The organism is Gluconobacter roseus, from assembly GCF_046058915.1.
GTDB lineage: Bacteria > Pseudomonadota > Alphaproteobacteria > Acetobacterales > Acetobacteraceae > Gluconobacter > Gluconobacter roseus_A.
Genome location: NZ_CP175538.1, coordinates 595658 through 621544, shown reverse-complemented (window position 1 = coordinate 621544; position 25887 = coordinate 595658). Strand labels below are relative to the sequence as shown.

Genomic DNA, 25887 nt, shown 5'->3' with positions numbered 1-25887 from the left:
GGTGCGCGATACAGCCATTGCGGAAGATCTATCCGACAAGCGCATACAGGACTTCATATCCCACAAAGACGGCAACGGCCAGAAGCACGAGCAGAACAAGAAATCCGGGCCCGTTCTGAAGGGATTTCAGCATTTTGACTATCAAGGCGGGCATGAGACATGTTCCGTAAAAAGAATTTTGATCCGCAAGCGCCAGTCAACGGGATCCCTGTTCATTCACAGTCCTAGCATTTCCAGCAGCCTTTCTGTTGGAATTTCTTTGCAAAATTCTGTGCTGTCATCCTCTGTTACGTTCTCTCCTTGAGAACACCATATTTGGCCATGAATTTGAGAGCCTGAAATATTTTCGGTGGAGTTGTTCATGAAGAAGATTGTTGCCCTGGTTCTCGGAGCCGGCCTTTCCCTGTCCCTCGCAGCCTGTGATGGCCCTTATGATGGACGCCGTGACGGCGGACACCATCATTATCGCCATGACGACCGGGGCTATGGCGGTCAGAATATGGGTGGTCCCGGCATGAACAGTGGAGGCGTGAACGGGCAGGGCATGAATGGCGGTCCGGGACGTCAGGGCGGCTGGTAACAGCCCCTATCGGGACGTGCCGTTCAGCGGGCATGTCCTGTCTGTGATGGGAGTAGGGCGGTCCGGATTTGACGTTCAGGTCTGGCTGTCGCTGAATGCGGTTCTGAACTCTGCCAGGCCCCTCTCATCCGGACATCCACAATTCGATGACTGCACCGCGTTTGCCTTCCAGCCCGGACTCTTCTCCGGAGACAGGCTGGTTTCCCATTTCCATCCGGCTTTCCGGTGCCCGCGTCCTGCTGGTGGGGGAGGAGAAATTGCCCTCAACAAAGGGCGACTTCTGCTTGATCACGGTGCGCGGATCGATGTTCTGGCCGAACAACTGCATCCTGTCGTTCAGGGGTGGGTTGAGGCCGGTCTGGTCCACCATATTGGCGGCCGGGCGGATGAGCTCACCCTGCGGACCTGTCTGCCGGGTTGCCGACTGGTTTACGCTGCGACGGACAACCGGGAAACCAACCGGCAGGTCGCAGCCATTGCCGATGAACTGAACATTCCTGTCTGCGCGGTGGATGATCCCCAGCCTTCAAGCTTTATCACGCCCGCGCAGGTGCGTCGGGGCGGGGTGAGGGTGGCTGTTTCTACAGGCGGGGCCGCCCCGGTCCTTGCCCGTCGTCTGCGCGAGCAGATCGAAACGCTTCTGCCGGAAGGCACGGGTCGTCTGGCTGCCTATATGCAATCGCGGCGCGCGCTGGTGTCAGGACGCTATCCCGAGGTTCAGGACCGCAAGCGCATCTGGGAAGATTTTCTCGATGGCCCCGGTGCGGAAGTCGCGCGATCCGGTGACGAGAGCCGGGCGGATACGTATCTTCAGGCGCTTCTGGATGCGCCTCGCAAAACGGGAGAAGTCTGGCTTGTCGGGGCGGGTCCCGGCGATCCGGACCTGCTGACGCTCAAGGCACTGCGCCTGATGCAGAATGCTGATTCCGTCCTTTACGACAACCTGCTCTCGCCAGCCCTGCTGGATATGGTCCGCCGGGATGCAAAGCTTGTCTTTGTCGGCAAGCAGCGGGACCGTCATGCCCTGCCGCAGGAGGAAATCAACCGCGAAATGATCCGTCGCGCGCAGGCCGGCGAGCGCGTCCTGCGACTCAAGGGCGGAGACCCGTTCATTTTTGGGCGTGGCGGCGAGGAAATCGAGGCACTGGTCGAGGCCGGTGTTGTCTTCCGTCTGGTGCCAGGCATTTCGGCGGCCAATGGATGCGCGGCATGCTCTGGTATTCCCCTGACGCATCGCGACTGCGCGCAGGCCTGCTTGTTCGTGACCGGCCATGCGAAGGCCGATGGTGTGCTGGACCTGCCGTGGGACGATATGGCCGACCGGCGCCAGACCGTCGTGATCTATATGGGCATCTCGACCCTGCCGCAGCTTGCCGCCGGGCTGATGGGAAAAGGACTGCCTGCGGACTGGCCGGTGGCGATCGTGGAGCGCGGAACGCAGCCCGGCCAGCGCGTCTTCACCGGAACGCTGGAGACGATTGCCGGACAGGCCGCCGAAGCGCAGGTGAAGTCACCCGCACTGGTGATCGTCGGGCAGGTGGTCCGGCACCGTGTGATCTCGCCGTGACCTGATGTGTTCTGCATGGCAGGAAGACCGGCTCTTTCAGCCATGCTCGCAGCGCATATCCCTCTTTACGTTCCTGCGGGTTGCCCGCATGCGTCAGGGCCTGTGAAACTCCTGTTCTTTCAGTCACATCGCGCTCCATTCACCGAGGTCCCATGACCACACTTGCGTCCATTATCGTCTCGATTGCAGAGGAAATGCGCACGGTCTCCGAACGCGGGGCCGTTGCCAATTACATTCCTCCGCTCGCCCGGGTGGATCTGGACCGGTTTGGCATGGCAGTGGTCGGCATGGACGGGGCGACACATACAGTCGGGGATGCGGAAGTCCCGTTCTCGGTCCAGAGCGTTTCCAAAGTGTTTAGCCTGAGCATGGCGCTCAATACGATGGGTGAAGAGCTGTGGGGCCGGGTGCGTCAGGAGCCTTCGGGCAGCGCCTTCAACTCCATCGTCCAGCTCGAAAACGAGCATGGCATTCCGCGCAATCCGTTCATCAATGCGGGCGCCATCGTTATCGCGGATATTCTGGTCTCGCGTTACGGCCGTGAGAATGCCCAGACGCGCCTGCTGGAGTTCCTGCGTCCGCTGGTGAGCGATCCGGCTTCCATCGACATCGACACGGACGTCGCACGGCAGGAGCGCGCGACCGGTTTTCGCAACATGGCGCTTGCGAACTACATGCGGACATTCGGCAATATCCGAAACGTGGTCGAAGACACGCTGGATTTCTATTTCCATCAATGCGCGCTCGCCATGAGCTGCCACCAGCTGGCGCAGGTCGGGACCTATCTGATGACGGGTGGCCGGAACCCGCTTACAGGCGAACGCGTCATGTCCGAGCGCAATGCCCAGACGATCCTCGCGCTGATGATGATGTGCGGCCATTATGACGGCTCGGGCGCTTTTGCCATCCGCGTTGGCCTGCCTGGAAAGTCCGGTGTGGGCGGGGGTATTCTGGCGGTCGCGCCCGGTGTTGCATCCATTGCGGTGTGGTCGCCGGGTCTGAATGCGAAGGGTAACTCCCTGCTGGGAACGCGGGCGCTGGAACGGCTTGTGCAGCATACGGGATGGTCGGTTTTCCGGGCAAACCCGTGGGTTGCCAACCCGACCTGACGCTCAGCCCGCCAGCGTGTCGTAAAGCAGCTTGAAGTTCAGCAGCAGGATCAGTCCCGCCACGAGCCATGACAGGATGCGGGCGGGTGCGGAAATCACGAACTCGCCCATCGTCCTGCGGTCCGAGACGAACATGACCAGCGGTATGACGGCAAACGGCAGTTGCAGTGACAGGATGACCTGACTGGCCATCAGCAGATCGCCCACGCCTCGGTTGCCATAGATCAGCGTGACGATCGCGACGGGCACAATTGCCAGTCCGCGCGTCAGAAGCCGTCTGGCCCAGTGCGGGATGCGGAGGTGCAGGAAGCCCTCCATAATGATCTGCCCGGCCAGCGTGCCAGTGATCGTCGAGTTCGTGCCCGCTGCCAGAAGTGCGAGCGCGAACAGCGTGGACGCCATGCCAAGCCCGAGGATCGGGGAGAGCAGCCTGTAGGCATCCTGGATTTCCGCTACGTCCTGATGGCCCGAAGTGTGGAACGCAGCCGCTGCCACGATCAGGATGGCCGCATTGATGAACAGTGCCAGCGTCAGGGCAATCGTGCTATCCCAGGTCGTCCAGCGGATCGCATCCCGTCGCCCGGTCGGCGTACGTTCATAGGCGCGGGTTTGCACGATCGAGGAATGCAGATACAGGTTATGCGGCATGACCGTGGCACCAATGATGCCGATGGCGACATAGAGCATCCCCGGCGTCGTCACGATCTTCGGATCGGGGAGGAGCCCGGCCAGAACGCTGTGTACGGGTGGCGCTGCTGCGACGAGCTGGATGCCGAAACACAGCGCGATAATGCCTAAAAGCGCGATCACGAAGGCTTCCAGATACCGGAAGCCCCGGTTCATCAGCAGCAGGACGACCAGTGCGTCCAGAATGGAGAGCAGCGCACCGCCGAGAAGAGGCAGGCCGAACAGAAGCTGAAGCGCCACCGCCGTGCCAATCACTTCCGCCAGATCACACGCGATGATGGCCAGTTCACAGGCGAGCCACAGTACGATGTTCACACGTGGCGAAAAATGATTCCGGCACGCCTGCGCCAGATCGCGTCCCGTCGCGATCCCGAGGCGTGCGGAGAGCGCCTGAAGCAGGATCGCCATCAGGTTCGACAGCATGATGACGCAGAGCAGGGTATAGCCGTAGCGCGACCCGCCCTGCAGATCCGTTGCCCAGTTGCCCGGGTCCATATACCCGACCGACACCATGAAACCCGGCCCGACAAAGGCCAGAAAGCGTCTGATCCAGGACGCATCAGCCCCCGGCACATGAATGCTGGAGAACGCATCGGGCAGACTTTTCCGCATATCCGGGGACGTCCGGGACTCCACGGGCGGAGTGCTGGGAGTGGTGGAATCTGACATCAGGAGAACATCCAATCCCATCCATGACCAATATTCAATATGCTATATTGATGAGCCTCTTGAAAAAGACGCGATCTGGAAAAACGTGATCATTCAGGCTGGCGGAAAATGCAGGAATGTTTTATTCCGCCGCGAATATTGTTTTCCCAATGGAGGCACAGGACAGGAATGGACCGGAAAAGACGTCTGAAAAATGCGGCGCCCAAAGAGATGCTGCCTGATGTCGAAACCCATTCCGAAGGCTTCCGTGCCAATCGGGCGGCGCGACGCAATGTGCTGGTCGAAGACTATGTGGAGCTGATTTCGGACCTGCTATCAGAAGGGCAGGAGGCCCGGCAGGTCGATATCGCCGGGCGCCTAGGCGTCTCACAGCCGACAGTGGCGAAGATGCTCGCCCGTCTTGCGATAGAAGGGTACGTCACGCAGAAGCCTTATCGGGGCGTTTTCCTGACACCGGCCGGTCAGGATATGGCGGACAGGGCGCGACACCGGCACCGGATCGTGGAGGCCTTTCTGCTCGCACTGGGCGTGAGCGAGGAAAACGCCCGCGTCGATGCCGAGGGTGTGGAGCATTACGTCGGGAGTGAAACCCTGAGCTTGTTCGAAAAAGCCATCGAAGGCGGACTGAAACAGTTCATGCAGGCGTTGCCCAACGCCTGACATCTGTCGTCAGGTGCAGATTTCGAGCTTCACGTCGTCCTGTATCAGCGCCTTGGCGATGGACGGCTTGAGCTGCGAGTCCGTCAGGACGCGGTCGAATTCCGTCAGTGATGCCAGACGGTGCAGGCCACCCTTGCGGAACTTCGTGCTGTCCACCAGCAGGACGCACTGATCCGCGATATCCATCATGGCCCGCTTGACCTTTACAACGTCCTGATCGTTCTGGAACGCGGTGGCGTTGTGGATGATGGATGTCGAGAGGAACATCATGTTCGCCCGCAGCGACTGCGCTGCCTGCTCGCAGACCAGACCGAAGAAGGCATTGCGCGGCGGATTGTAGTCGCCGCCAAGGCAGATCAGTTTCAGGTTGGGATAGGGCGAGAGCGCCTGGATCACGCCGACAGCGTTTGTGATGATCGTCAGTGGCGCCAGAGCCGGGAGCAGGGGCAGCATTGCCGCAACGGTTGTGGAGTCATCCAGAACCAGAACCTGTTCGGGCTGGATCAGCGAGATGGCCCGCTGGATGATGGCATCTTTCAGATCCGTTGCGCGCGAGCGGCGGAAATTGACGGTTTTCTGCGTCGTGACCTTGTTGCGCAGAACGATGCTGCCATGCAGCTTGTCGATCAGGCCCTGCTGGACCAGCGCATGCGCATCGCGGTGGATCGTCATGCGGCTGACATCGAAACGCTCGGCCAGACCTTCGATCGTCGCACTGCCGGTTTCGAGAAGAACGTCGAGGATCTGTTTCTGGCGGGCCGTATTATCCCGCCGCTTTGAACCCTGCGGTGCGGCGGTAGCGACTACGGAGCCCGAACCATCAGTCATGTCTCAAATCGATTCCTGAGCGTGAATACAAACAGATAAATGTAAAATCGCGTCTATCATAACAGGCCAGGGGCTGTCTGTAACGCCCGCTGGAGAGCATTCAGCCCCAAAAAGGTGATTATCAGGTCGGTGTGGCAATCTTCAGGACCTGAGCCGTATCACGACGGAGCGTTGTGCAGGCCTGGGCGTCCTGTGTCAGATCGACGCCATAAGCAGGGAAAACCTGACGCAGACGGGGCAGCCAGTCGCCCTCGACAAGCCGTTCGGGGAAGCAGCCCTGCACGACCTGAAGCGCTACGGATGCTGCGATGGACGCGCCGGGAGAGGCACCCAGTACCGCGACGAGGGAGCGATCGGCGTTTTTGACAAGTTCGGTGCCGAAGCGGAGTTTTCCGTGCAGGCCGCTGTCCGGCCGGATGATCTGCACCCGCTGCCCGGCCACGACCTTGCTCCAGTCTTCGGGGCGCGCGGTCGGATAAAAGTCCAGAAGGGCCCGGAAGCGGGCGTCATTCGTCTGGATGACCTGCTTCACGAGATAATCCAGCAGGCCGAGATTGTCTTTTCCGGCCGTCAGGGCAGGGATGATGTTTTTCGGCGTGAGGGAGCGGAAATAATCCGTCCACGACCCGCTCTTGAGAAACTTCGTGGAGAAACCGGCATAGGGCCCGAACAACAGGCAGGATTTCCCATCGATCACGCGCGTGTCGAGATGCGGGACGGACATGGGCGGAGAGCCGACGGGCGCTTTGCCGTAAACCTTGGCATGATGCTGGCGCGTGATGGCCGGGTCGGTGCAGCGCAGCCAGAGTCCGCTGACCGGGAAGCCTGCGTAATGCGCTGCTTCGGGGATGCCGGATTTCTGGAGCAGAGGCAGGGCATTGCCGCCTGCGCCGATGAACACGAAGCGTGTCAGAACTGTTATGGCGTGGCCGCTTTCGGTGTCCGTTGCCGTAACGCGCCAGCGGCCGTCCTCGGTGCGTGTCAAATTCGTGACGCGATGGTTATAGTGGATGGAGACGTTGCGGTCGGTCTTGAGCGATGCGGTCAGGGCGTGCGTCAGGGCACCGAAATTGACGTCTGTTCCCTCTTTGATGCGCGTGGCTGCGACGGGCTGTGTCGTATCGCGTCCTGCCATGGCGAGCGGCGCCCATTGCGCGATGACCGCCGGATCGTCGGTATATTCCATGTCGGCAAAGCAGTGATGGGCGACCATGGCCTCATAGCGGGCCTTGAGGAACGCCACATTCTCTGCGCCCCACACCAGACTGATATGCGGGCAGGGCTGAACGAACGCGGCCGGATCGGCAATTCGGCCTTCACGGACCCAGTGGGCCCAGAGCTGCCGGGAGAGGTCGAATTCCGTATTGACGGCCAGCGCCTTGGAGATATCGACGCTGCCATCCGCGCGCTGTGGTGTGTAGTTCAGTTCGCAGTTACCTGCATGTCCGGTTCCGGCGTTGTTCCAGGCATAGGAGCTTTCCTGCCCGCAGTCAGAAAGGGTCTCGAACATCACCATCGAGAGCGACGGATCCAGCTCGCGCAGCAGGGCGGCAAGCGTGGAACTCATGATCCCGGCGCCGATCAGGACGATATCGGGGCAGAGGCTGGAGAGTGACGGCATGATGCTGAAATCCGGCAGGAACTGGAAAGAAAGGCGGCTGAAAAATCCCCGAAAGCTCAGCCCGTGTAAACAGGGCCGGGCGGAAGGAGCTTGCCGGGGTTGAGGATATGGTGCGGGTCCATTGTGTTCTTCAGGGCGCGCATCACGCTGAGGCTTCCAAGCCCATGCTCGGTTTCCAGAAATTCCAGCTTGCCCATGCCGACGCCATGTTCCCCGCTGCACGACCCGTTCAGGGACAGCGCACGGGCCACGATCTTCCGGTCCAGATCAAGGGCGAGCTGATGACCTTCGGGAGTATCGTCCGTGATGATGAGCGTATGAAAATTGCCGTCGCCCACATGGCCCAGAAGGGGCGCGCGCAGGCCGGAGGCTTCGATATCGCGGTGCACGCCCTCGATCAGCTCTCCCAGACGGGAAATCGGGACGATGCAGTCCGTGGAAATGACGCGCGCACCCGGAACGATGGCCTTGGCCGCCCAGTAGGCATCATGCCGCGCTTTCCACAGGCGGGTGCGGTCTTCGGGACTTTCGGCCCAGGCAAAGCCCAGCCCGTTATTGCCGGACGCAATGGCTTCGGTCGTCTCGACCTGCTCGCGTACGGCTGCGGGCGAACCCGTGAACTCGAAAAACAGTGTTGTCAGCGGCTGGTATTCTATGAGGCCGGAATACTGGATGGAAGCCGCCATCTGCACGCTGTCCATCAGTTCCACGCGGGTGATGGGGATGCCGCACTGAATGATTTCCATGGCGGTCTGGATGGCGTCATGCAGGTTTTCAAACTGGCAGATCGCGGCTGAAACACTGTCTGGACGCCCGTGCAGACGAAGCTGGACTTCCGTGACGATCCCAAGCGTGCCTTCCGAGCCGACGAACAGCGACGTCAGATCATAGCCGGTGGAGGATTTGCGCACGCGTCCGCCTGTGCGGATGATTTCGCCGGTCGCGAGAACGACCGTCAGGCCCAGCACGTTTTCCTTCATCGTGCCGTAGCGCACGGCAGCCGTGCCGGAGGCGCGGGTGGCGCACATACCGCCGATCGTGGCTTCCCCGCCCGGATCGACCGGGAAGAACAGACCCGTTTCGCGGATTTCAACATTCAGGGTCTGGCGCGTGATGCCGGCTTGAACCCGGCAGTCCAGATCCTCGGCGTTCAGTTCAACAATGGCGGTCATGCGGGACAGATCGAGGCTGATGGCCTGTTCGGGCGGCACGACATGGCCTTCCACCGAGGTTCCGGCGCCGAACGCCACGACCGGAACGCGCCATTCATGGCAGTGCCGGAGGACGGTTGCGACATCCTGCGTGCTTTCCGCAAACACCACCGCCTCAGGCAGGTTGGAAGCATTCATGGCCTCGCCGTGGCTGTGCTCTTCGCAAACGGAGGGTGCCATGCTGATCCGCTCACCCATGACAGGCTGGAGGGCTTTGAGAACGGCCTGAAGGCGGTCCGGAGCGGAGGCGGAAGAGGCGGTCATGACTGGTTCCGGCATGAAGAAAGGATGCTCTTCATAGGCCGGATCGAAAATCCGGGAAATATCTTCTGTTCGATATGGGGGTATAAAATGGAATAATCTGTCAAAAAACAAATATACGATGCAAGATCAGATATTATCCGTGACTATCTCAGGAAAATATTGCTCGCCCGGCTGACGAAGATATAGGTCCGGTAATCGTCCTTGTTGTTCACGACAATCCCCTGTTCCAGATCAGCGCCAACCTTCATGGCCGATCCGATCACCAGGATCTTGCGGTTCAGGACCATCTTGCGGAAATCGCCACCGAAACGGATATCGGCATTATAGGCCACGGCTGACGTGATCTGCACGGCGACATTGGCCCGGTCCAGATAGGTGTCTTCGGAGTTGAGGAAGACCATTTTGTTGAAGACATTCACACTTTTCACGGTCATGACGAACGTGCCGGGAACGACAGTCCGGTTCGTGGTCTCACGCAGGGTATCCGCAGGTGTCAGCCGCTTCTCGAGAACCACGTCACCGGAACAGGCTGCCTGTGTGAGGAGAGTGGTGAACAGGGCAAGTGAAAAAAGGGCTTTGCGGACGGTCATCTGAATATTGCTGCCGGCTGTGAACATGCCGGGCCGAGCCTAGGAAAGAATATTCCGGATGTCGTGCGAAATATTCATGTCGCGTTGACGAAAAGCAGGGCTCAGGGCGTAAAGACGACTGTCCTGCTACCATTGATGATGGTCCGGCGCTCAATGTGATACCGCACCGCGCGCGCCAGAACCCGGCGTTCGATATCGCGCCCTTTGCGGATCAGGTCATCAGGCGTGTCGGCATGGGAAATGCGCTCCACATCCTGTTCGATGATCGGGCCTTCATCCAGATCACGCGTGACGTAATGGGCAGTCGCACCGATCAGCTTCACGCCGCGTGCAAAGGCCTGATGATAGGGACGCGCGCCCTTGAAGCCTGGCAGGAAGGAGTGATGGATGTTGATGCAATGCCCTGACAGGCTGGCAGCCATCTCATTGGACAGGACCTGCATGTAGCGCGCGAGAATGACCAGTTCGGCCCCGGTCGCGGCAAACAGGTCCAGAATTTGCGCTTCCTGCGCGGGCTTCGTGTCTTTCGTGACGGGAAGGTGGTGGAACGGGATGCCGTAGAAATCCAGATCCGCAAACACCTCGCGCGGGTGGTTCGACACGATCCCGACCGGCTCGATCGGCAGTTCCCCAATCCGCCAGCGATACAGCAGATCCACCAGACAGTGATCGAAACGCGAGACCATCAGCAGGACCTTCGGCTTCACGCTCCGGTCATGCAGCGCCCAGTCCATGCTGAATGTCTCACCCAGAACAGCCAGCGCCTCGCGAAGCTGCTCCATGCTGGTCTGGCCATCCGTGATCTCGAAGACGATCCGCATGAAAAAGACCGTGCTGTCCCGGTCATCGAACTGCTGGGCTTCGGTGATGTTGGCGTTCAGTTCCGCAAGCCTGCCGCTGATTGCCGCCACGATGCCCGGTCGGTTGGGGCAGGAAAGCGTCAGGACGTAGGTGGTCTGCGGAACTGATGGGGCCGTCATGGACTGTCTTTTCTCGTCTTTTTAAAGCCTGCCGTCCTCAGACGGTGAAGTATTTCGCCCGTGGGTTCAGCATCACAAGCGCAGATGTCGACTGCTCGGGGTGAAGCTGATAGCCGTCCGAAAGCAACACGCCGATGCGTTCGGCATCCAGCATTTTCAGGATCGGTTCCTGATCCTCAAGCCGGGGGCAGGCGGGATAGCCGAAGGAATAGCGCGAGCCGCGATAGGACTGCGAGAGCAGCTTCTCCATGTCGCGATCATCTTCGCCGGCAAAGCCCAGCTCGGCGCGGATGCGCTTGTGGGTGTATTCCGCCATGGCTTCCGCCATCTCGACCGACAGACCGTGCAGGTACAGATAGTCCTGGTAGCGGTTTTCCTCGAACCACACCCGCGCCAGATCGGACGCCTTCTGCCCGACGGTCACGACCTGAAGCCCGACCACATCGCGGGTATCGTCGCTGATGTCACGGACGAAATCGGCGATGCACTCGCCGTCATCCTTGGGCTGACGCGGCATGGTGAAACGTGCGGCTTCCGTCTTGCCGTCCTCTTCGAACAGTACGAGATCGTTCCCGTCGCCCGCGGCCTTCCAGTACCCATAGATCGCCTGGGGCCGGATGATGTCCTGCTCCGCACTCAGCGCCAGCATGCGTTTCAGCACGGGGCGGAGTTCGGTCTTGGCGTATTCCATGAATTCGTCGAGCGAGCGGCCCTGTTTCCGAAAGCCCCACTGGAACTGGTATAGCGAGCGTTCATTGAGGAACGGCAGGACCGCATTTGGCGTCGCTTCGAGCACACGTCCGCCCCAGAACGGCGGCGTAATGACAGGCTCGGAGCCTGAAATTCGCTCACGACGAGCCTTGGCAGCGTCACGATCGACAACGCCGAAGCCGCGTGTTTCCGCGATTTCCGGTGCGCGCGCCGTTTTGCGGCTCGCCTGGCTGGCGCGGCGCGTCTGGATTGCGCCCAGATAGGAATCGAGTTCCTTGTTGGCGATCTTGTCCATCAGGCCCAGACCGTCGAATGCGTCACGCGCATAGGCCACGCGTCCTGGCTCACCGGCGCCGTAGGAGCGCGCGCATTCTTCCTCGACGTAATTTCGCGTCAGGGCCGCGCCGCCGAGAATAACCGGAACGTCAAAGCCCTGACGGTGCATTTCCTCAAGGTTTTCGCGCATGATAACCGTGGACTTCACCAGAAGCCCGGACATGCCAAGCGCATCGGCCTTGTGTTCCTTCACGGCCGCGATCATGTCCGCGAGTGGCACCTTGATGCCCAGATTGATGACCTGATAGCCGTTATTGGTCAGGATGATGTCCACGAGGTTCTTGCCGATATCGTGCACGTCGCCCTTGACGGTGGCAAGCACCATCGTGCCGCGATGCTGGCCTTCCACGCGCTCCATGTGCGGCTCTAGCCAGGCGACGGCGGTCTTCATCGTCTCGGCGGATTGCAGCACGAACGGAAGCTGCATCTTGCCCGAACCGAACAGTTCGCCCACGACCTTCATGCCATCGAGCAGGACGTTGTTGATGATGTCGAGCGGCGGCATTTCCGCCATCGCGTCTTCCAGATCCTGCTCGATGCCCTTGCGGTCGCCGTCCACGATCCGGTCCTTCAGACGCTCAGCCGGGGTCTCCGCGCGGCGTTTCTTGACGGCATCGGCAGCCTTTCGCCCGGCAAACAGTTCCAGCAGCTTCTGGAGCGGATCATAGTCTTCGGTGCGGCGGTCGAAGATCAGGTCTTCCGCGACCTTGACCTCTTCCGGGGCAATCAGATGCAGTGGACGGATCTTGGAGACATGCACGATCGCACCCGTCATGCCGGCCTTGACCGCATGATCCAGGAACACCGAGTTCAGCACCGCACGCGCAGCCGGGTTCAGGCCGAAGGAGATGTTCGACAGGCCGAGGATGATCTGGATGTCCGGGAACTTGTCGCGGATCAGCTTGATGCCCTCAAGCGTCCACTGACCAAGTTTCCGGTCGTCTTCCACGCCCGTGGCGATGGTGAAGGTCAGCGGATCGATCATCAGGTCCGACTGCGGTAGCCCGTACTGGGTGCAGGCGAAATCGACCAGACGTTCAGCAATGCGCAGCTTGTCCTGCGGCTCTTTCGCCATGCCGACTTCATCGATCGTGAGTGCAATCATGGCCGCGCCGAACTTGCGGGCCAGCTTCATGCGGTCATGGGCCTGCTGCTCGCCATCCTCGAAGTTGATCGAGTTGATGATGGGCTTGCCGCCATGCAGCTTCAGCGCGGCTTCAATGACCGGCGTTTCGGTGGAATCGATCACCAGCGGCGCATTCACGGACGACGTAAAGCGCGTGACGACCTCGTTCATTTCGCGGACTTCATCACGCCCGACGAAGGCCGTGCAGATATCGAGCGCGTTGGAGCCCTCGGCCGCCTGTTCACGACCGATGGCGACGCAGCCGTCCCAGTCGTTCGCTTCCTGAAGTTCACGCCATTTCTTGGAGCCGTTGGCGTTGCAGCGCTCGCCGATGGAGAAATAGCTGTTTTCCTGACGCAGCGGCGTCTGGGTATAGAGGCTGGAGACCGACGGCATCCAGATTGTGCTGCGCTTGACCGGGGCAGGGCGCAGCTTCGTGCCGCCAAGGCGACGCAGCATACCGTCGAGCGCCTGGATATGCGGTGTGGACGTACCACAGCAGCCGCCGATCAGGTTCAGCCCGTCTTCCTTGACGAAGCGCTCCATCCAGACGGCCATTTCCTCGGGACTGAGCGGATAGACGGTCTTGCCGTCAACAAGCTCTGGCAGGCCGGCATTGGGCTGCATGGAAATGAGACCGGGCCAGTTTTCCGACAGCCAGCGGACATGCTCGCCCATTTCCTGCGGGCCGGTGGCACAGTTCAGGCCGAGCGAGGGCACATCCAGCGCCTGAACGGTCGTGGCGGCGGCGGCAATATCGGGGCCGACCAGCAGCGTGCCTGTGGTTTCGACCGTGACCTGCACGAAAATCGGCGCATCCGAACCGAGTTCGATCCGCGCAATCTTGGCGGCATTCACGGCCGCCTTGATCTGGAGCGTGTCCTGACACGTCTCGATCAGGAACCCGTCCACACCGCCATCAATCAGGCCGCGGCATTGTTCGACCAGACCAGCTTCCAGATCGTCGTATGCGATATTGCCGAGTGTCGGCAGCTTCGTGCCCGGACCGATGGAGCCCATGACATAGCGGTGCCGTCCGTCCGAGAACGTCTCGGCGGCTTCACGGGCCAGTGTCGCGGCCGTGCGGTTGATTTCGCGTGTGCGGTCCTGAAGTCCGAACTCCGCCAGGGTAACGATGGAGCCGCCGAACGTGTTCGTCTCCACCATGTCTGCGCCGGCTTCGAAATAGCCGCGATGGATTTCACGGACGAGTTCGGGGCGCGAAAGGTTCAGGATTTCGGTGCAGTTTTCCTGCCCCCAGTAATCGCGCTCAACTTCCAGATCCAGCATCTGCACGCGCGATCCCATGCCGCCGTCACACAGCAGGACCTGATCGGCGAGGGCGTCAAGCAGATGGGGACGTGAGGACATGGGCAGGCTGCTCTGTAGTTAGGATGACTGGGAATGGATATGGGAGCCGCGATCGGGCTTGCGCCTCTATACACGGTCAGGGACAGGAGGGTGTAGCAAAACGGTTCTGCTCCGGCAAAGAGGCAACACCATAAAATGCTGTTTGCTGCGGTTGGTCCTGCTACAGGGAATGGCATGACCTCATCCCGCAATTCCCTGATCCCCCTGACCGTTCTGTCCGACCAGGCACTCTGGCCGGAAGAACGCAGACGCCAGGCCCTGCTGATTGGCGTTCCGGATCGGGAAGGAGGGTGGGGAGATGTGGCGGATATTCCAGCACCGTCTCCCTTCATGAACCGTCATGCGGCGGGCTGTCTGTGCTGCGCCCGTGATCCTGTGGGCATGGTGCTTGCCGAGGTTTTTCAGGGTCGCGTGCTGGGAAAGCGCCCGCTTTTCAGGGAAGTCGCGGTATCCGTCGCATCGAAAGACCTCGTGGCAGTCCGGCAACAGCTTGAAAACGATGTGCTGGTCCGCGCCCGCTACAGACTTGTGTCTGAAGGCGTATAATCCTTCGTCGCTGGAAGGGTTTTGCAGTTCGGGTCTATGCTCCTGCGGGACTTCGGGATAACTGGACGGCATGACGACAGACGCAGAACAGGACGGGCCGCTCCGGCAACGCAAGAAGGACCGCACCCATGCCGCGCTGGTGCGTGAGGCCATGCGTCTGTTCTCGACATATGGATATGAGGAAACATCCGTCGACGAAATCGCCGAGGCCGCGCAGATTTCGCGCCGGACACTGTTCCGTTACTTTCCAGGCAAGGCGGACATCATTCTTGCCTGGACGGGAGGGGTCACCACGATCCTGACCGATGCCATTCGGGCCGTACCGCTGGATGTTCCGTTGCAGGATGCCGTTCTGGCGGGGCTTCTGCCAGTTGTGGCCTGCTATTCGTCCGACCGGATGGACGCCTATGCGGTTGTCAGGCTTGTTGAGCAGACGCCCGCGCTGCGCGACATGGCGTTGCGTCGCTATTCCGAATGGGAGGAGACGCTGGCCTCCCTCCTGATCACCCGGCTGCCTGCAACCGAAATGCCGTCTCTCGTGGCCCGGCTGCTGGCCCGGACTGCGATTGCGACGTTCCGGACCGCTCTGGACGAATGGATCAAGACAGGGGGCAAGGTGGATCTGGAAGCCATCCTGCGCCGGACCTTCATGTTTCAACCCCTGCTATGGCAGGGCGACTTCCCCCTGAGTTCAGGCTAGGAGCTCGGACTGGACCTCAGAGGTCCAGCTCGATGCTGAAGTGGTAGGTGCGCGGCAGACCCGCCACGGCCGAGTTCGTGGCCGAACTCACACCATTGATGCTCGACGGATAGACGGACGCCCAGTAGCTCTGGTTCGTCACGTTATTCACCCCGAAACGGAACACCAGCGGCTGCCCGTAAGCGTGGGTCGCATAACGCGCGCCCAGATCCAGTGTGACATAGGACGGTGCGAAGGTCGTGTTGTACACGTTGGCGGCGCGGCGGCCCATGTAATGGACATTCGCGTTCACGGCAGCGCCCTTGAGGAACGGCAGGCGATAGTCCAGCAGCGCATTCGCCATCAGCGGCGGCACGCCCACGACCTGCTTGTTGGCTGTCAGGGACGAGTTCGTGTCCAGAAGCTGCGCATCCAGCCAGGTCATGCCGCCGAGGAAGGTCAGGTCTTCGGTGATGTTGCCCGAGGCCTGGAATTCGACGCCATAGTTCCGCTGATTGCCAAAATTGCCATAGACATTCGTGGCCGGGTCCACAAAACCGAAGGGGCGTGACATGCGGAAGCCGGCCATGTTCACCTGCATGCGCTTGGCAATGAGGATCTTGTAGCCGACCTCATATTCCTCCGACCGCAGCGGTGCCGTGACTTCATTCATATTAACCGCACCGGCCGGCGCGATCGTGCCAGCCTGAAGCGAACGTCCCCAGGTGAAATAGAAGGTCTGGTTGTCGGTCGGCTTGTAGAGCAGGCTGGTCATCGGGCTGAACGCGGCCGAACGGCTGTAGCTCGAGGTCTTGGTTCCCGTCTTGGCGTAGTTGTTCGTGCTCAGCCAGCTCCAGGCGAGGGACCCCATGATTGACCAGTGTTTTCCGAGCGAAATGGTGTCGCCCGCCAGAAGCGACTGGTTCATCGTGTCGGCGGATTTGTAGCGGCCGGAATAGTAGGGCTGCGCGCTGGCGAAGCTCTTGGGATGGCCGATCGTGGCCTCACCCAGCGTCAGGGTGCCGGTTGAGGAGGTGGGGTTGTAGTTCCCCATCACGTAGCCATTCGTGCCGAGCTCGATCTGGTGGCGCAGGGGGCCGGTGCGGAACTTGCCGTTCAGGTAGGCCATGTTGCTGCCAGCCACGAAGTCATTAGCCGTGAGAGCTGCGGAGATCGTCTGCTTGTACAGACCAGCGGAATTGAGAAGCTGGTTGGACGTGCTGAAGACGTTACGGGCCGCGTTCTGCCACAGACCACCGAGCTTGAGGCTCCAGTTGTCGTTGAAGTTATGGATGATCTTGGCCATGGCCGTATCGGTTTCCATGTTATAGCCCGCCTGTGGCTGGCCATAACCCTTCTGGCTCAGATCCGGCGCCTGGGGCAGCTGGATCGCGGTGCTGTAAGCGAAACCGCCCGGAAAGCCGCGCTCGGCATAGGTGTACTGGCTGGCGTCGAGCTGGATAACGGTCTTGGGCGAGAGATGGATGTCGAAATCGCCGCTGACGAGATCACGCCGCAGATGCGAGCCCTCGACATAACCTTCGCCATTCTGGTTCAGCAGGTTCAGGCGGTAACCGAACCAGCCGTTCTTGCCTACACGCCCGGAGACATCCGAACTTTCCAGCGGTGAGCCGATTGAGTCCGTACCGACGACCAGCCGCTCGGTCATGCGGTCCGTCGGGCGCTTGAGCGTGAAGTCGAACGTACCAGCCGGGTTCTGCGGCCCGTAAAGGGCGCCTGCCAGACCGTTCAGAACCTGCATGCTGTCGAACTGCTCGGCCGCATAAGGCGTGGTGATGACCATGTTCAGCCCGTCCATACGGGTATTGGAAATCACATCGCCTTCAAAGCCGCGGGACTGTGGGCGGCTGGTGTTCGGATCACCACGCATTTCGAGCTGTGCAGAGGGCACATACGCCACGAGATCGTTGATATTACGGGCCTGCTGGTTCACCAGAACATCATGCGGGACGACCATGATCGACATCGGCGTATCGAGGACGGAGCGCGTCCCGAGCGGGCCCAGAGCCACGTCCTTGGTCCGGTAATCGGCAGCCGTGCCGGAGCCGTTGCGGCTGTGAACCGTGATAGTCTCGGCTTTGGGCGCTGCCGGTTTCGCCTTCGTGGCGGGCTTGCTGGCCGCAGCCTTCGTATCGGAAACGGGTTGTGTTTCTGCCGCAAACGCTGGCATACTGCTGAGAACAGATCCGGAGAGAAGACAAAGCAGCAGGCGTGCGGATTTCATGGGTGATCCTGATCGGTACGTGTCGTGAAGCTGGTCTCTCCTCTCTACATTATGACACCCAGTGTCAAAATGATTCGTCCGCTTCAGTGCTGCTGGCGCTGTGATTGAGCCATGGCTGTTTCCTGAAAGACACAGCTGTGCCCATCAGACCCAGATCAGCGACTGGTGTCGATCTGGTCGACGATCGTCAGGACGTCCTGCCAGTTATTGGCGCGTGGGGTCCAGGTTTCCGACATGTTGTGGGGAGCAGTAAACAGAGGTGGTCCCGTCCGTTCGGACAGTTTTGCGGGCTTGATAAGCTATACCCGGTTGTCGTTATGCCGCCCTTCTGACGGCGTTGCTGTTGGCCATCTGGTCCGGGGTTAACCCCGGACCAGATGGCGTCGGCACGCCATGATACGCCTCATCAGGCGTTCGTCCAGCCAGGGCCGTATGGGGACGTTGCCCGTTATAATGGGTGATCCATTTCGTGAGCCCCACTCGAAGTTCTGATCCGGTCTCAAATGCGTGCAGGTAGACACATTCGTATTTCAACGACCGCCACAGACGCTCGATGAACACGTTGTCCAGCCAGCGCCCGCGCCCGTCCATGCTGATGCGGATCTGACGCTCTTCCAGGAGCCCGGTGAAACGGGGCGTCGTAAACTGCGACCCTTGGTCAGTATTGAAAATTTCCGGAGCGCCATAGCGCGTGAGGGCATCCTGTAGCGCCTCGATGCAGAACTCCGCATCCATCGTGTTCGACAGACGCCAGGACAGCACCTTGCGCGTGAACCAGTCCATGATCGCCACGAGATAGAGAAATCCCCGTTTCATGGGGATATATGTGATATCGGAACACCAGACCTGGTCAGGCCGCTCAATGACCAGATCCCGTAGCAGATATGGATATTTCCGATGCTCCGGATGAGGCACACTCGTGCGCGGCTTCTGGTAGACCGCCCGCAGGCCCATGATCGCCATGATCCGCCGGACCCGCTTGCGGCCCACTTCATGTCCCTGGCGGCGCAGATGCCATGTCATCTGCCGTGAGCCATAATACGGCGTTTCCAGGAACTGGGCGTCGATCAGCCGCATCAGCTCCAGATTGGCCTCGCTCTGTGGCACAGGCCGATAGTAGACGCCCGACCGGTTGAGTTGCAGCAGCGTGCATTGCCGGATTATCGGCAGACGCGCTCGCTTCGGGTCAATCATCTGCCGCCTCTGATCACGCCCAACCGAGCAGAGGCATCGCGTAAAAAATCCCGTTCCACGAGAAGTTCGCCTATCTTCGCGTGCAGTTTCTCCACATCAGCAGGGCTGACCGGCGGCTCAGCCACCGTCTTCCCGGAAAAGGTCGCCGCCATCCCCTCGATCGCCTGCCGTTTCCACTGTGCGATCATCGTCTGATGCACTCCATGTTTCGAAGCCAGTTCCGCCAGCGTCAGTTCCCCACGGATCGCCTCCAGCGCAACCCGTGACTTGAACTCTGCCGCATACCTCTTCCGCGTAACCTTGCCCATAAAACCCGTCCTCGTTCAGGCCAGATGATAGCTTATCGCCCTGTCCGAAAAATGGGGACCACCTCTCAGGGAAAATGCTCCCGCAGCCATGCAAATTTCGGGGCGCAGGAGGCAGGGTATTCCATGGCCGCCGTCGTGATGAAGACCTCGCAGGTTTCGCACAGGGCGGAAATCGCTTCCTGTGCGCCGGGCATGACGGCCAGGTTTGCAAAAAAGTCCCCCTGATGCAGCATGGCTTCCATGGCGGCATAATCTTCGGGCGAGACGAGATCCCGGAAACGTTGTCCCTGCAGTTCAGCATCCGTCCATTCATAGCCGTAGGTTTTGCGAAACCAGACACGCTGGGCGGAGAATGCATCCGCAAGGACTTCATCCATATCGACAGCAAGGCGCAGACGGGACGGGGGCATGGGTGGCTCCGGTAACTGGGACAGGATCAGAACTCTTGTCCCGATGCTTCTGCAGGGCAAGCGAAAAGATGTCTGCAAGGTTGAGGGAAGAACAGTTCTTTCATGAAAGATTTATTGTTCCGATTATTCAAGTATTTCAAATATGTCATTCCATAAATAAAACGCTTTACTTAAAGTAAAATATTCTTGTTCTGTATTTCAGCAACTGTAAGCATTGGGTTCTGTTTTCCGCTCGTCCGGTTCAGAGCTTCTTTCCCGCGAAGAGGATGCGCCGGCACCTGTAGAAGGAAAACCATCATGTTTCTTAAATATGAAGAGAATTTCCGTACCGTTTTCGCCGCCAACGGCTCCGGCAGTGGCAACTCCGGCAACTTTTCGCAGGATCGCGAAAGGGCATCGGAAGCTGGTCGCAAGGGCGGCGAGCACAGTCATGGCGGTCACTCCACCAAGGAGACCTCCAAGTCGTCCTCTTCAGGGGGAGAGCACTCTACCCGCGGCTTTGCCAAGGACCCGCAGAAAGCGTCCGAAGCTGGCCGCAAAGGTGGACAGGCTTCCCACAAGTCCTGAACCGGCCTGCGCGCAGGCAGGAGACAATCCTTTCTGCGCGACTGCTGTTGCAAAACCTGCCGAGGGCTATCCCCGGCAGGTTTTGTGCGTTGGAGCATTAGTCCCTGCTGATCGAACCCGTTCCGAAGGCCAGCCCTGCTGCCGCGATCAGTGCGGCGTAATAGGCATCCGAATGGCTGAGCGTCGCGTCCAGATAGCCGTTCTGGGCAATGCTGGTCTGGGTTAGGGAACCAACACCACTGCGATAGGCGGCCGAAGATGCCTCGAAGCTCGTGCGTGCGGCGGTTTCCAGTTTTCCTGATGCGGCATAGGCGCTCAGGCTTGTTCGCAATGCGTTTTCTGCAGCCACGATCTGTTTGACCGAACTGTCCACCGTCTGCTGCAGGGTTGCGTCCGCGCTGTCTGACTGGTCCTGCGCCTGTTTCAGAAGAGCCGCACGGGTTCCGCCATCAAAGATCGGCACCGTAATGCCACCGAGGATCAGGCTGCTGAAGGCATTGCTGGACAGGTTAAGCGTTGGGGGCGCTTCGCTTCCTACGCCCGGCACGGATGACAGAGCCAGACGTCCGGTCGTGTAGGCGACGTTACCCGTCATGAAGATCTTGGGCAGAAACTCGCTTCTGGCCGCCTGAACCCTGCTCCTTGCCGCCTTGGCGCTTGCATAGGCTGCCAGAACATCCGGCCTGCGCGAGACCGCCTGCTGAACGAACGCATCCGTCAGGCGCATGTCATCCAGAGCAAGCGGGCGGCCGGAAATATCCAGCGTCTCCAGCTTTGTGGACGGAGAAATCCCGATGGCATTCAGGAGTTCCAGCCGGGTGTTCTCTTTGTCGCCCTCGGCCTGCACGAGGCGCAGTTCCGTCTGGGCCGTTGCCTGCCGCGCCTGCGTGACATCGACAATCGTGCCCTGACCCTGATGCAGCCGCGCTTCGGCTGCCGTCTGCACAAACTGGGCATTATCCCGCGCCTGTTGCAACAGGCGCACCCGGCTGGCTGCGGCAGCATGGGTGTAATACGCCGTCGTGACGCCGTAGATGATTTTCTGATGGGCCGCGGTAAAGAGAACATTGGTAGCAATCTGGGCCTGTTTTGTGGCCTCGATCACGGCTTCACGCTTGCCGAAATCGAACAGCAGCCATTCCATGCCAAGTGTCTGGACTTCGCCGGCGCCCGAATTGTTGTTGCGTACGCCGCCCAGCGCGTTTTCCAGTCCGCTCAAACCGGAATTGACGATGCCTTCTGCCGCGCCCGCATTGCTGATCGTGGGGTTCGCGCCGTCATTGCGGCTGTGGTTGTAGCCTCCGACCACGGTTGCCGTCAGGCGCGGCAGATAGGTACTGCGGGCTATCCCAACCGCCAGAGCCGCATCCCGCGCCATGTTCCAGGCCCGGCGTGTTTCGGGATTGGCGGATTGTGCGATGTCGATCAGTTCTGCCAGCGAGTAGGCCCGGCCGCCCTGCACGGACAGTTCCGGGGCAGGGGGGCGCACGCGGATCTGTGTGTTAGATGGCAACGTGTAGCCTGCCGGCAGATTGAGCGCATGCGGATTGTGCTTTCCGGGCAGGATTTCGCCATTCGCAGCAATATTGGGCTGCCAGGGCCGGTCCGGGGCCGTCGGTGCGCTGTCGAGAGCCTGCGTGGCACAAGCGGAAAGCAGCATCGGCACTGAACACAGAGCACTTCTTGTCAGGATACGGGCAGCCCTGCGATGTGAGACGAAGCGTAAACGGGACGGTGCAGGACAGGTCATCGGGCAATCTGTTCCAGTCGTGCCGTGCGTTCGGAAAGATCCGGCCTGTCGGGCGTAACAAGCAGGTCTTCGGACAGCCGCCCCGCATCATCGAGCGCCATCCGTGTGGCCTCAAGCCGGGGCAGATCGGCCCGCATATGGACAGGTTCGGACATGGCATATTCCAGTGTGAGTTCGCTTTGCAGAAGGGCCGACTGGGTTTGGGCAACGGCATCCGCACGCTTCTGGGCGGTGGAGGCGTCTGCCTGTCCCCTCAGACAGTCCGCCAGTGTGCGCAGCCTGTCGCCGATCCTGTCATAGGCGCTGGCGGGCCAGAAGCTTGTGAACATGGCATAGGTGATGAAATTGCCGAGCATGATCCCGACGATACGGTCCCGCGCGGTCGCCATGTCGCTGGTGGGGCCGTAACCTTTCAGATCCGTCAGATAGAAGGCCAGACCGATCTGAAACCCTGCATAGGCAATGCGTTCATCACCGGTTTTGACCCAGGCCCCGATCAGGGACACGACGAAGACGAGCACCAGAAAACCGGTGATGTCATTCAGATGCGGCATGACAAAAATGATGGACGCAATTCCGAGCGCACCCCCCACGAGTGCGCCGGAAATACGCAGGGTCAGCTTGGAAATCATTTCTCCCATTGTGGGGAGGGCAACAATGAAACAGGTGATGATGCAGGTATGGATGCCCTGCCAGTTCAAGACCTTGAAGATCAGATAGCTCAGCATGACAGCAGCCGTGCCCTTGACCGCAAAGCGCACATGATCGGGATTGGTAAAGGCGTCCCCGGCAAAGAATCCGGATTTCTTCTCCGGCTTTCTGGCTTTGTCTTCATCCGGAACCGGGGTTGCGAAGTCCGGCAGCAGATCAGCCATCGCACAGGCCGTGGCAGACCCCGAACTGACCGCCGGGCGCGCAATCGCCGCGGGATAGTCGCCATCCGCGAAAATGGCGGCCATCTCTTCCAGCGTCTGTTTCAGGCAGGTTGCATCGTCTGCCGCAATTCCGGTTCTGCTGGCTTCATCCGCAAGGGCGAGTACCGCTACGCTGCTGCTGGCCGCCTGTCGCAGGCAGGCCAGATCACGGGGAGACCAGATCTTTTCCAGGCCTGCCATCTTGGCAGATTTCATCATGTCAGTTGTGCCGCTGCGCAGCATGTCCGTGGCCTGCTCGCGGACGTGCTTATCAGGATCGCGCAGGAGGGCGCATGCCATGCGCAGACGGTCGGCGATACTGTCGGTCAAAATTTTTCGCGGGGAGGGGCAGATCAGCAGGCCCAGCACGACCATGACCGCGCCCGGTACGGCCAGAAACAGGTCCGTATACAGCAGCGCGCGTGTGACGACCTCGCCGACGGGCACTTCGTCGATTGCAATCAGCCCGTACACGGTGATCAGCCCGAGCATATAGGCCACAGGTTTGAGCTTGCTGGCCGATCCCAGAAAGAAAAACATGAAGGATAGCAGGGCAATGACGATCACCAGCCCCATCGGATGATCCAGCGTCAGGCGGATCAGTCCGTATATGATGGCCAGCAGGATCAGAACCGCGATATTCACCCCGACACCGGCAAGCGCATTGGTGACGCGGTCCTTCTGCCACAGCGCCATCGTCACAAGTGCGGGGACGGCCAGATCCGGAACCTGCCAGATTTCGCCGACCAGAACCGTTGTCGTACAACCCGCCGCCATACGAAGTGCATAGCACAGACGCCCCGGAGCGGGATTGCAGACGAGACGCCAGATCCGGGCCAGTCCCAGACCGGGCCGCATCATGTCCGGACGCGGCCCCTCCAGCGGAAGGGTGGTCTCAGGGACAGGCAGCGCCATGCCGGATCTCGACCGTTGCGGTGGCACCAAGCCGCAGCAGAAGCGGGTTGGTTTTTTCCAGACGGATGCGGACCGGGAAACGCTGCGCCACATGCACCCAGTCCATCTGCCGGGGCACGATCGGCAGCGAGCGTGCAATCCCGGCGGAATCTACCGACAGCACGCCCCAGCCGATGCTCTCGACATGCCCTCGCAATGGCGTGCGGCGGTCGATCATGGAATGGACCGTCACGCAGTCCCCGATCTGCACGGCTCCCAGATTGATCTCGCGGATATTGGCCATCGCATACCATTCATTATCCGCAATCAGCGTGAACAGGACCTGCGAGGGTGCCAGAACTTCACCAGTCTTCACCCGCAGGCTGGTGACATAGCCATCCACCGGAGCAATTACGGTGGTCTGGCGCAGTTCATAACGCGCATGGTCCAGCGCCGCCTGACTGGCATCGCGCGCGGCGATCGAGCTTTTCAGGTCCCCGATCGCGGTGGTTGCCGCAACGGACTGGTTGCGGGACTGGGCCAGCGAGACCTGGGCATCATGAAGGGCGACGCGGGCCTGATCGTATTGCTGCCAGGGGATGTAGGATTTTCCGGCCAGGGGCTGAAGCCGTTGCACAGTGCGCGCCGCAAGGTCGCGGTTGGTCTGGGCCCGGACGACCTGATCATCGGCCGTTGCGGCATTGGAGGTCTTGATGCTCAGCAGGCGCGTCTGGTTTTCCACCTCGGCAGCCGCCAGATCCAGATTGGCCTGTGCCTGACGAACGGTCAGTTCATAGGGTTCTGGGTCCAGCCGGTACAGGACATCGCCCTTGTGAACATGCTGGTTGACCGAGACATCAAGCTCCTTCAGCCGCCCGCCAACAGTGGAAGCAACATGTACGACTTCCGCATCAATGGTGCCGCTGTCGGACGAGGGGTGCGTGCTGTCTTCATGGGAGACATGAATGCCGAAAACGACAGCCGCTCCCACGCAGAGCACTGCGATGATGATACCGATCGGCTTTTTGCCGGAGACATGGATGCGCTGCACGATCAGGGTCCGAATACCAGTGTCCACACCGTGAGTGCGGCGATGACGCCCAGGGCGACATAGGTAAAGAGGCGAAAGCTGAGCAGGGCATCAAGACCCGTCAGCAGAAAGACAACCCGCAGCCCCACGGCCGTGCCAATTCCAATGAGGCCACAGACCATCCAGTCCGGAAAATAGGCACCGACGACAGGAAAGGACGGTGCTCCGCGAAGGGAACATCCACCCGTCGCCACAAGGCACAGGCCGGACAGAGACAGACGCAGGCGGGCAGGACGCATGAGGAGACTTGAAACTTTCGCGCGGCCATCAGGAAAGCCGGAGCCTATCACATCCTTTTGTGAAAGCCACAGTCCCGCTGCCCGGCGTCCAAAGTCGAAAAAGAAAACCGGACCCGTTGCGGGAAGTTTTAAAAAGCAGACACGGTTCAGAACATGGTCCGAGGCAATGAAAAACGGCTTTTTCCCTGCAGTGTTTCTTCTGGCTCTGATGACGAGTGGTCAGGCTCTTGCCGCCAGGCAGGATCTTGTCCTGTCGCCGGTCAATACACAGGCCCGTCTGCATGCCCGTTCTGCCCTGACAGATATTGACGGGAGTTTCGGGGATGTCTCCGGAACACTGACTTACGATCTGGACCGGCAGACCTGTCATGTGGACATGACCATGAACGTCAATTCGCTGAAGGTCGGCAGTGCGGTCATGAAGCAGATCATGCTTTCAGGGATCATGCTCGACAGCGACAGCCATCCGGTCATGCGATATGTTGGCGATTGTCGTCCGAAGATCACCAAAGGCCAGTTACAAACCGAGCTTGTCGGAAAGCTGACCATGCGCGGGCAGACCCATCCTCTCGTTTTTACGACGGAGCTTCAGTTTCAGGGCAATACGCTCATGCGCATCGTAAGCCGCGGCACGTTCGATCAGAGACAGTGGGGCGTGAGTACGTTGCTGCATTCGGTGAACCCGATGGTGAAGGTTGAAACCACAATCCTCATGAAGTGACACGCCGGTATTCTTGAAGA

General features: G+C 60.2%; 22 protein-coding genes and 1 pseudogene. 8 read left to right on the top strand and 15 right to left on the bottom strand.

Features of this window, described 5'->3' with window-relative positions:
- Positions 1 to 28: 28 nt before the first annotated feature.
- Positions 29 to 154, bottom strand: coding sequence for a hypothetical protein (locus tag ACJ2A4_RS02925; RefSeq protein ID WP_264787796.1), 126 nt, complete (start codon positions 152 to 154; stop codon positions 29 to 31).
- A 207-nt stretch (positions 155 to 361) separates the two neighbouring features.
- On the opposite strand from ACJ2A4_RS02925, the gene ACJ2A4_RS02920 reads away from it, so the two are divergent.
- The 3 genes and pseudogenes from ACJ2A4_RS02920 to ACJ2A4_RS02910 all read left to right on the top strand — a co-directional run bounded on the left by ACJ2A4_RS02920 (position 362) and on the right by ACJ2A4_RS02910 (position 3256).
- Positions 362 to 580, top strand: coding sequence for a hypothetical protein (locus ACJ2A4_RS02920; protein WP_408873551.1), 219 nt, complete (start codon positions 362 to 364; stop codon positions 578 to 580).
- 146 nt (positions 581 to 726) lie between these two features.
- Positions 727 to 2147 (top strand): annotated as a pseudogene (cysG, locus tag ACJ2A4_RS02915) (siroheme synthase CysG).
- A 152-nt stretch (positions 2148 to 2299) separates the two neighbouring features.
- The gene (locus tag ACJ2A4_RS02910; RefSeq protein ID WP_408873550.1) at positions 2300 to 3256 is read left to right on the top strand and encodes a glutaminase; all 957 of its coding nucleotides are present in this window, start codon (positions 2300 to 2302) and stop codon (positions 3254 to 3256) included.
- 3 nt (positions 3257 to 3259) lie between these two features.
- Here the strand turns inward: ACJ2A4_RS02910 and ACJ2A4_RS02905 are convergent, their stop codons facing one another.
- Positions 3260 to 4612 (bottom strand): Nramp family divalent metal transporter, encoded by a 1353-nt coding sequence (locus ACJ2A4_RS02905; RefSeq protein ID WP_408873549.1) that lies wholly within the window; start codon positions 4610 to 4612, stop codon positions 3260 to 3262.
- A gap of 168 nt (positions 4613 to 4780) precedes the next feature.
- Between ACJ2A4_RS02905 and mntR the strand changes: the two genes are divergently transcribed.
- Entirely contained in the window at positions 4781 to 5272 is a 492-nt protein-coding gene (gene mntR / locus ACJ2A4_RS02900) for a manganese-binding transcriptional regulator MntR (RefSeq protein WP_408873548.1), read from the top strand.
- Between the two features lie 9 nt (positions 5273 to 5281).
- On the opposite strand, the gene ACJ2A4_RS02895 is transcribed toward mntR, so the two are convergent.
- The 6 genes from ACJ2A4_RS02895 to metH form a co-directional block, all read right to left on the bottom strand.
- Entirely contained in the window at positions 5282 to 6100 is an 819-nt protein-coding gene (locus ACJ2A4_RS02895; RefSeq protein WP_062509156.1) for a DeoR/GlpR family DNA-binding transcription regulator, read from the bottom strand.
- Between the two features lie 121 nt (positions 6101 to 6221).
- Positions 6222 to 7721, bottom strand: coding sequence for a malate dehydrogenase (quinone) (gene mqo, locus ACJ2A4_RS02890; RefSeq protein WP_408873547.1), 1500 nt, complete (start codon positions 7719 to 7721; stop codon positions 6222 to 6224).
- Between the two features lie 56 nt (positions 7722 to 7777).
- Positions 7778 to 9196 (bottom strand): FAD-binding oxidoreductase, encoded by a 1419-nt coding sequence (locus ACJ2A4_RS02885; protein WP_408873546.1) that lies wholly within the window; start codon positions 9194 to 9196, stop codon positions 7778 to 7780.
- 143 nt (positions 9197 to 9339) lie between these two features.
- On the bottom strand, positions 9340 to 9786 hold the full coding sequence (locus ACJ2A4_RS02880) for a hypothetical protein (RefSeq protein ID WP_408873545.1): 447 nt from the start codon (positions 9784 to 9786) through the stop codon (positions 9340 to 9342).
- Between the two features lie 101 nt (positions 9787 to 9887).
- A complete protein-coding gene (purU, locus tag ACJ2A4_RS02875) occupies positions 9888 to 10766 on the bottom strand; it encodes a formyltetrahydrofolate deformylase (protein WP_408873544.1) in 879 nt (292 codons plus the stop codon).
- Positions 10767 to 10803: 37 nt separating this feature from the next.
- The gene (gene metH / locus ACJ2A4_RS02870) at positions 10804 to 14310 is read right to left on the bottom strand and encodes a methionine synthase (RefSeq protein ID WP_408873543.1); all 3507 of its coding nucleotides are present in this window, start codon (positions 14308 to 14310) and stop codon (positions 10804 to 10806) included.
- Between the two features lie 174 nt (positions 14311 to 14484).
- On the opposite strand from metH, the gene ACJ2A4_RS02865 reads away from it, so the two are divergent.
- Entirely contained in the window at positions 14485 to 14856 is a 372-nt protein-coding gene (locus ACJ2A4_RS02865) for a hypothetical protein (protein ID WP_408873542.1), read from the top strand.
- Positions 14857 to 14926: 70 nt separating this feature from the next.
- Positions 14927 to 15556, top strand: coding sequence for a TetR family transcriptional regulator (locus ACJ2A4_RS02860; RefSeq protein ID WP_408873541.1), 630 nt, complete (start codon positions 14927 to 14929; stop codon positions 15554 to 15556).
- Positions 15557 to 15572: 16 nt separating this feature from the next.
- On the opposite strand, the gene ACJ2A4_RS02855 is transcribed toward ACJ2A4_RS02860, so the two are convergent.
- The 3 genes from ACJ2A4_RS02855 to ACJ2A4_RS02845 all read right to left on the bottom strand — a co-directional run bounded on the left by ACJ2A4_RS02855 (position 15573) and on the right by ACJ2A4_RS02845 (position 19692).
- Positions 15573 to 17780 carry a TonB-dependent receptor gene (locus tag ACJ2A4_RS02855; protein WP_408873540.1) on the bottom strand — a complete coding sequence of 736 codons (2208 nt, stop codon included), beginning with the start codon at positions 17778 to 17780 and terminating at the stop codon, positions 15573 to 15575.
- 315 nt (positions 17781 to 18095) lie between these two features.
- Positions 18096 to 19282 (bottom strand): IS3 family transposase gene (locus ACJ2A4_RS02850; protein WP_408873539.1). Its coding sequence is split into 2 segments (ribosomal slippage): positions 18096 to 19024 and positions 19024 to 19282, totalling 1188 coding nucleotides; the frame shifts between segments, so codons are not numbered across the junction.
- Between the two features lie 65 nt (positions 19283 to 19347).
- Positions 19348 to 19692, bottom strand: a complete 345-nt coding sequence (locus ACJ2A4_RS02845) for a 5' nucleotidase, NT5C type (protein ID WP_408873538.1) — start codon at positions 19690 to 19692, stop codon at positions 19348 to 19350.
- A gap of 297 nt (positions 19693 to 19989) precedes the next feature.
- On the opposite strand from ACJ2A4_RS02845, the gene ACJ2A4_RS02840 reads away from it, so the two are divergent.
- Positions 19990 to 20259: a general stress protein gene (locus ACJ2A4_RS02840; protein ID WP_062509140.1), complete on the top strand. Its 270-nt coding sequence runs from the start codon at positions 19990 to 19992 to the stop codon at positions 20257 to 20259.
- A 97-nt stretch (positions 20260 to 20356) separates the two neighbouring features.
- Here ACJ2A4_RS02840 and ACJ2A4_RS02835 read toward each other — a convergent pair whose 3' ends face one another.
- The 4 genes from ACJ2A4_RS02835 to ACJ2A4_RS02820 all read right to left on the bottom strand — a co-directional run bounded on the left by ACJ2A4_RS02835 (position 20357) and on the right by ACJ2A4_RS02820 (position 25146).
- The gene (locus ACJ2A4_RS02835) at positions 20357 to 21919 is read right to left on the bottom strand and encodes a TolC family protein (protein WP_408873537.1); all 1563 of its coding nucleotides are present in this window, start codon (positions 21917 to 21919) and stop codon (positions 20357 to 20359) included.
- Between the two features lie 86 nt (positions 21920 to 22005).
- Positions 22006 to 23838, bottom strand: a complete 1833-nt coding sequence (locus tag ACJ2A4_RS02830) for an FUSC family protein (RefSeq protein ID WP_408873536.1) — start codon at positions 23836 to 23838, stop codon at positions 22006 to 22008.
- Positions 23819 to 24868, bottom strand: coding sequence for a multidrug transporter subunit MdtN (gene mdtN / locus ACJ2A4_RS02825; RefSeq protein ID WP_408873535.1), 1050 nt, complete (start codon positions 24866 to 24868; stop codon positions 23819 to 23821). Before mdtN ends, ACJ2A4_RS02830 begins: the two co-directional genes overlap by 20 nt.
- A gap of 2 nt (positions 24869 to 24870) precedes the next feature.
- Entirely contained in the window at positions 24871 to 25146 is a 276-nt protein-coding gene (locus tag ACJ2A4_RS02820) for a YtcA family lipoprotein (RefSeq protein WP_408873534.1), read from the bottom strand.
- A 166-nt stretch (positions 25147 to 25312) separates the two neighbouring features.
- On the opposite strand from ACJ2A4_RS02820, the gene ACJ2A4_RS02815 reads away from it, so the two are divergent.
- Positions 25313 to 25867 carry a YceI family protein gene (locus ACJ2A4_RS02815; RefSeq protein ID WP_408873533.1) on the top strand — a complete coding sequence of 185 codons (555 nt, stop codon included), beginning with the start codon at positions 25313 to 25315 and terminating at the stop codon, positions 25865 to 25867.
- Positions 25868 to 25887: the final 20 nt, after the last annotated feature.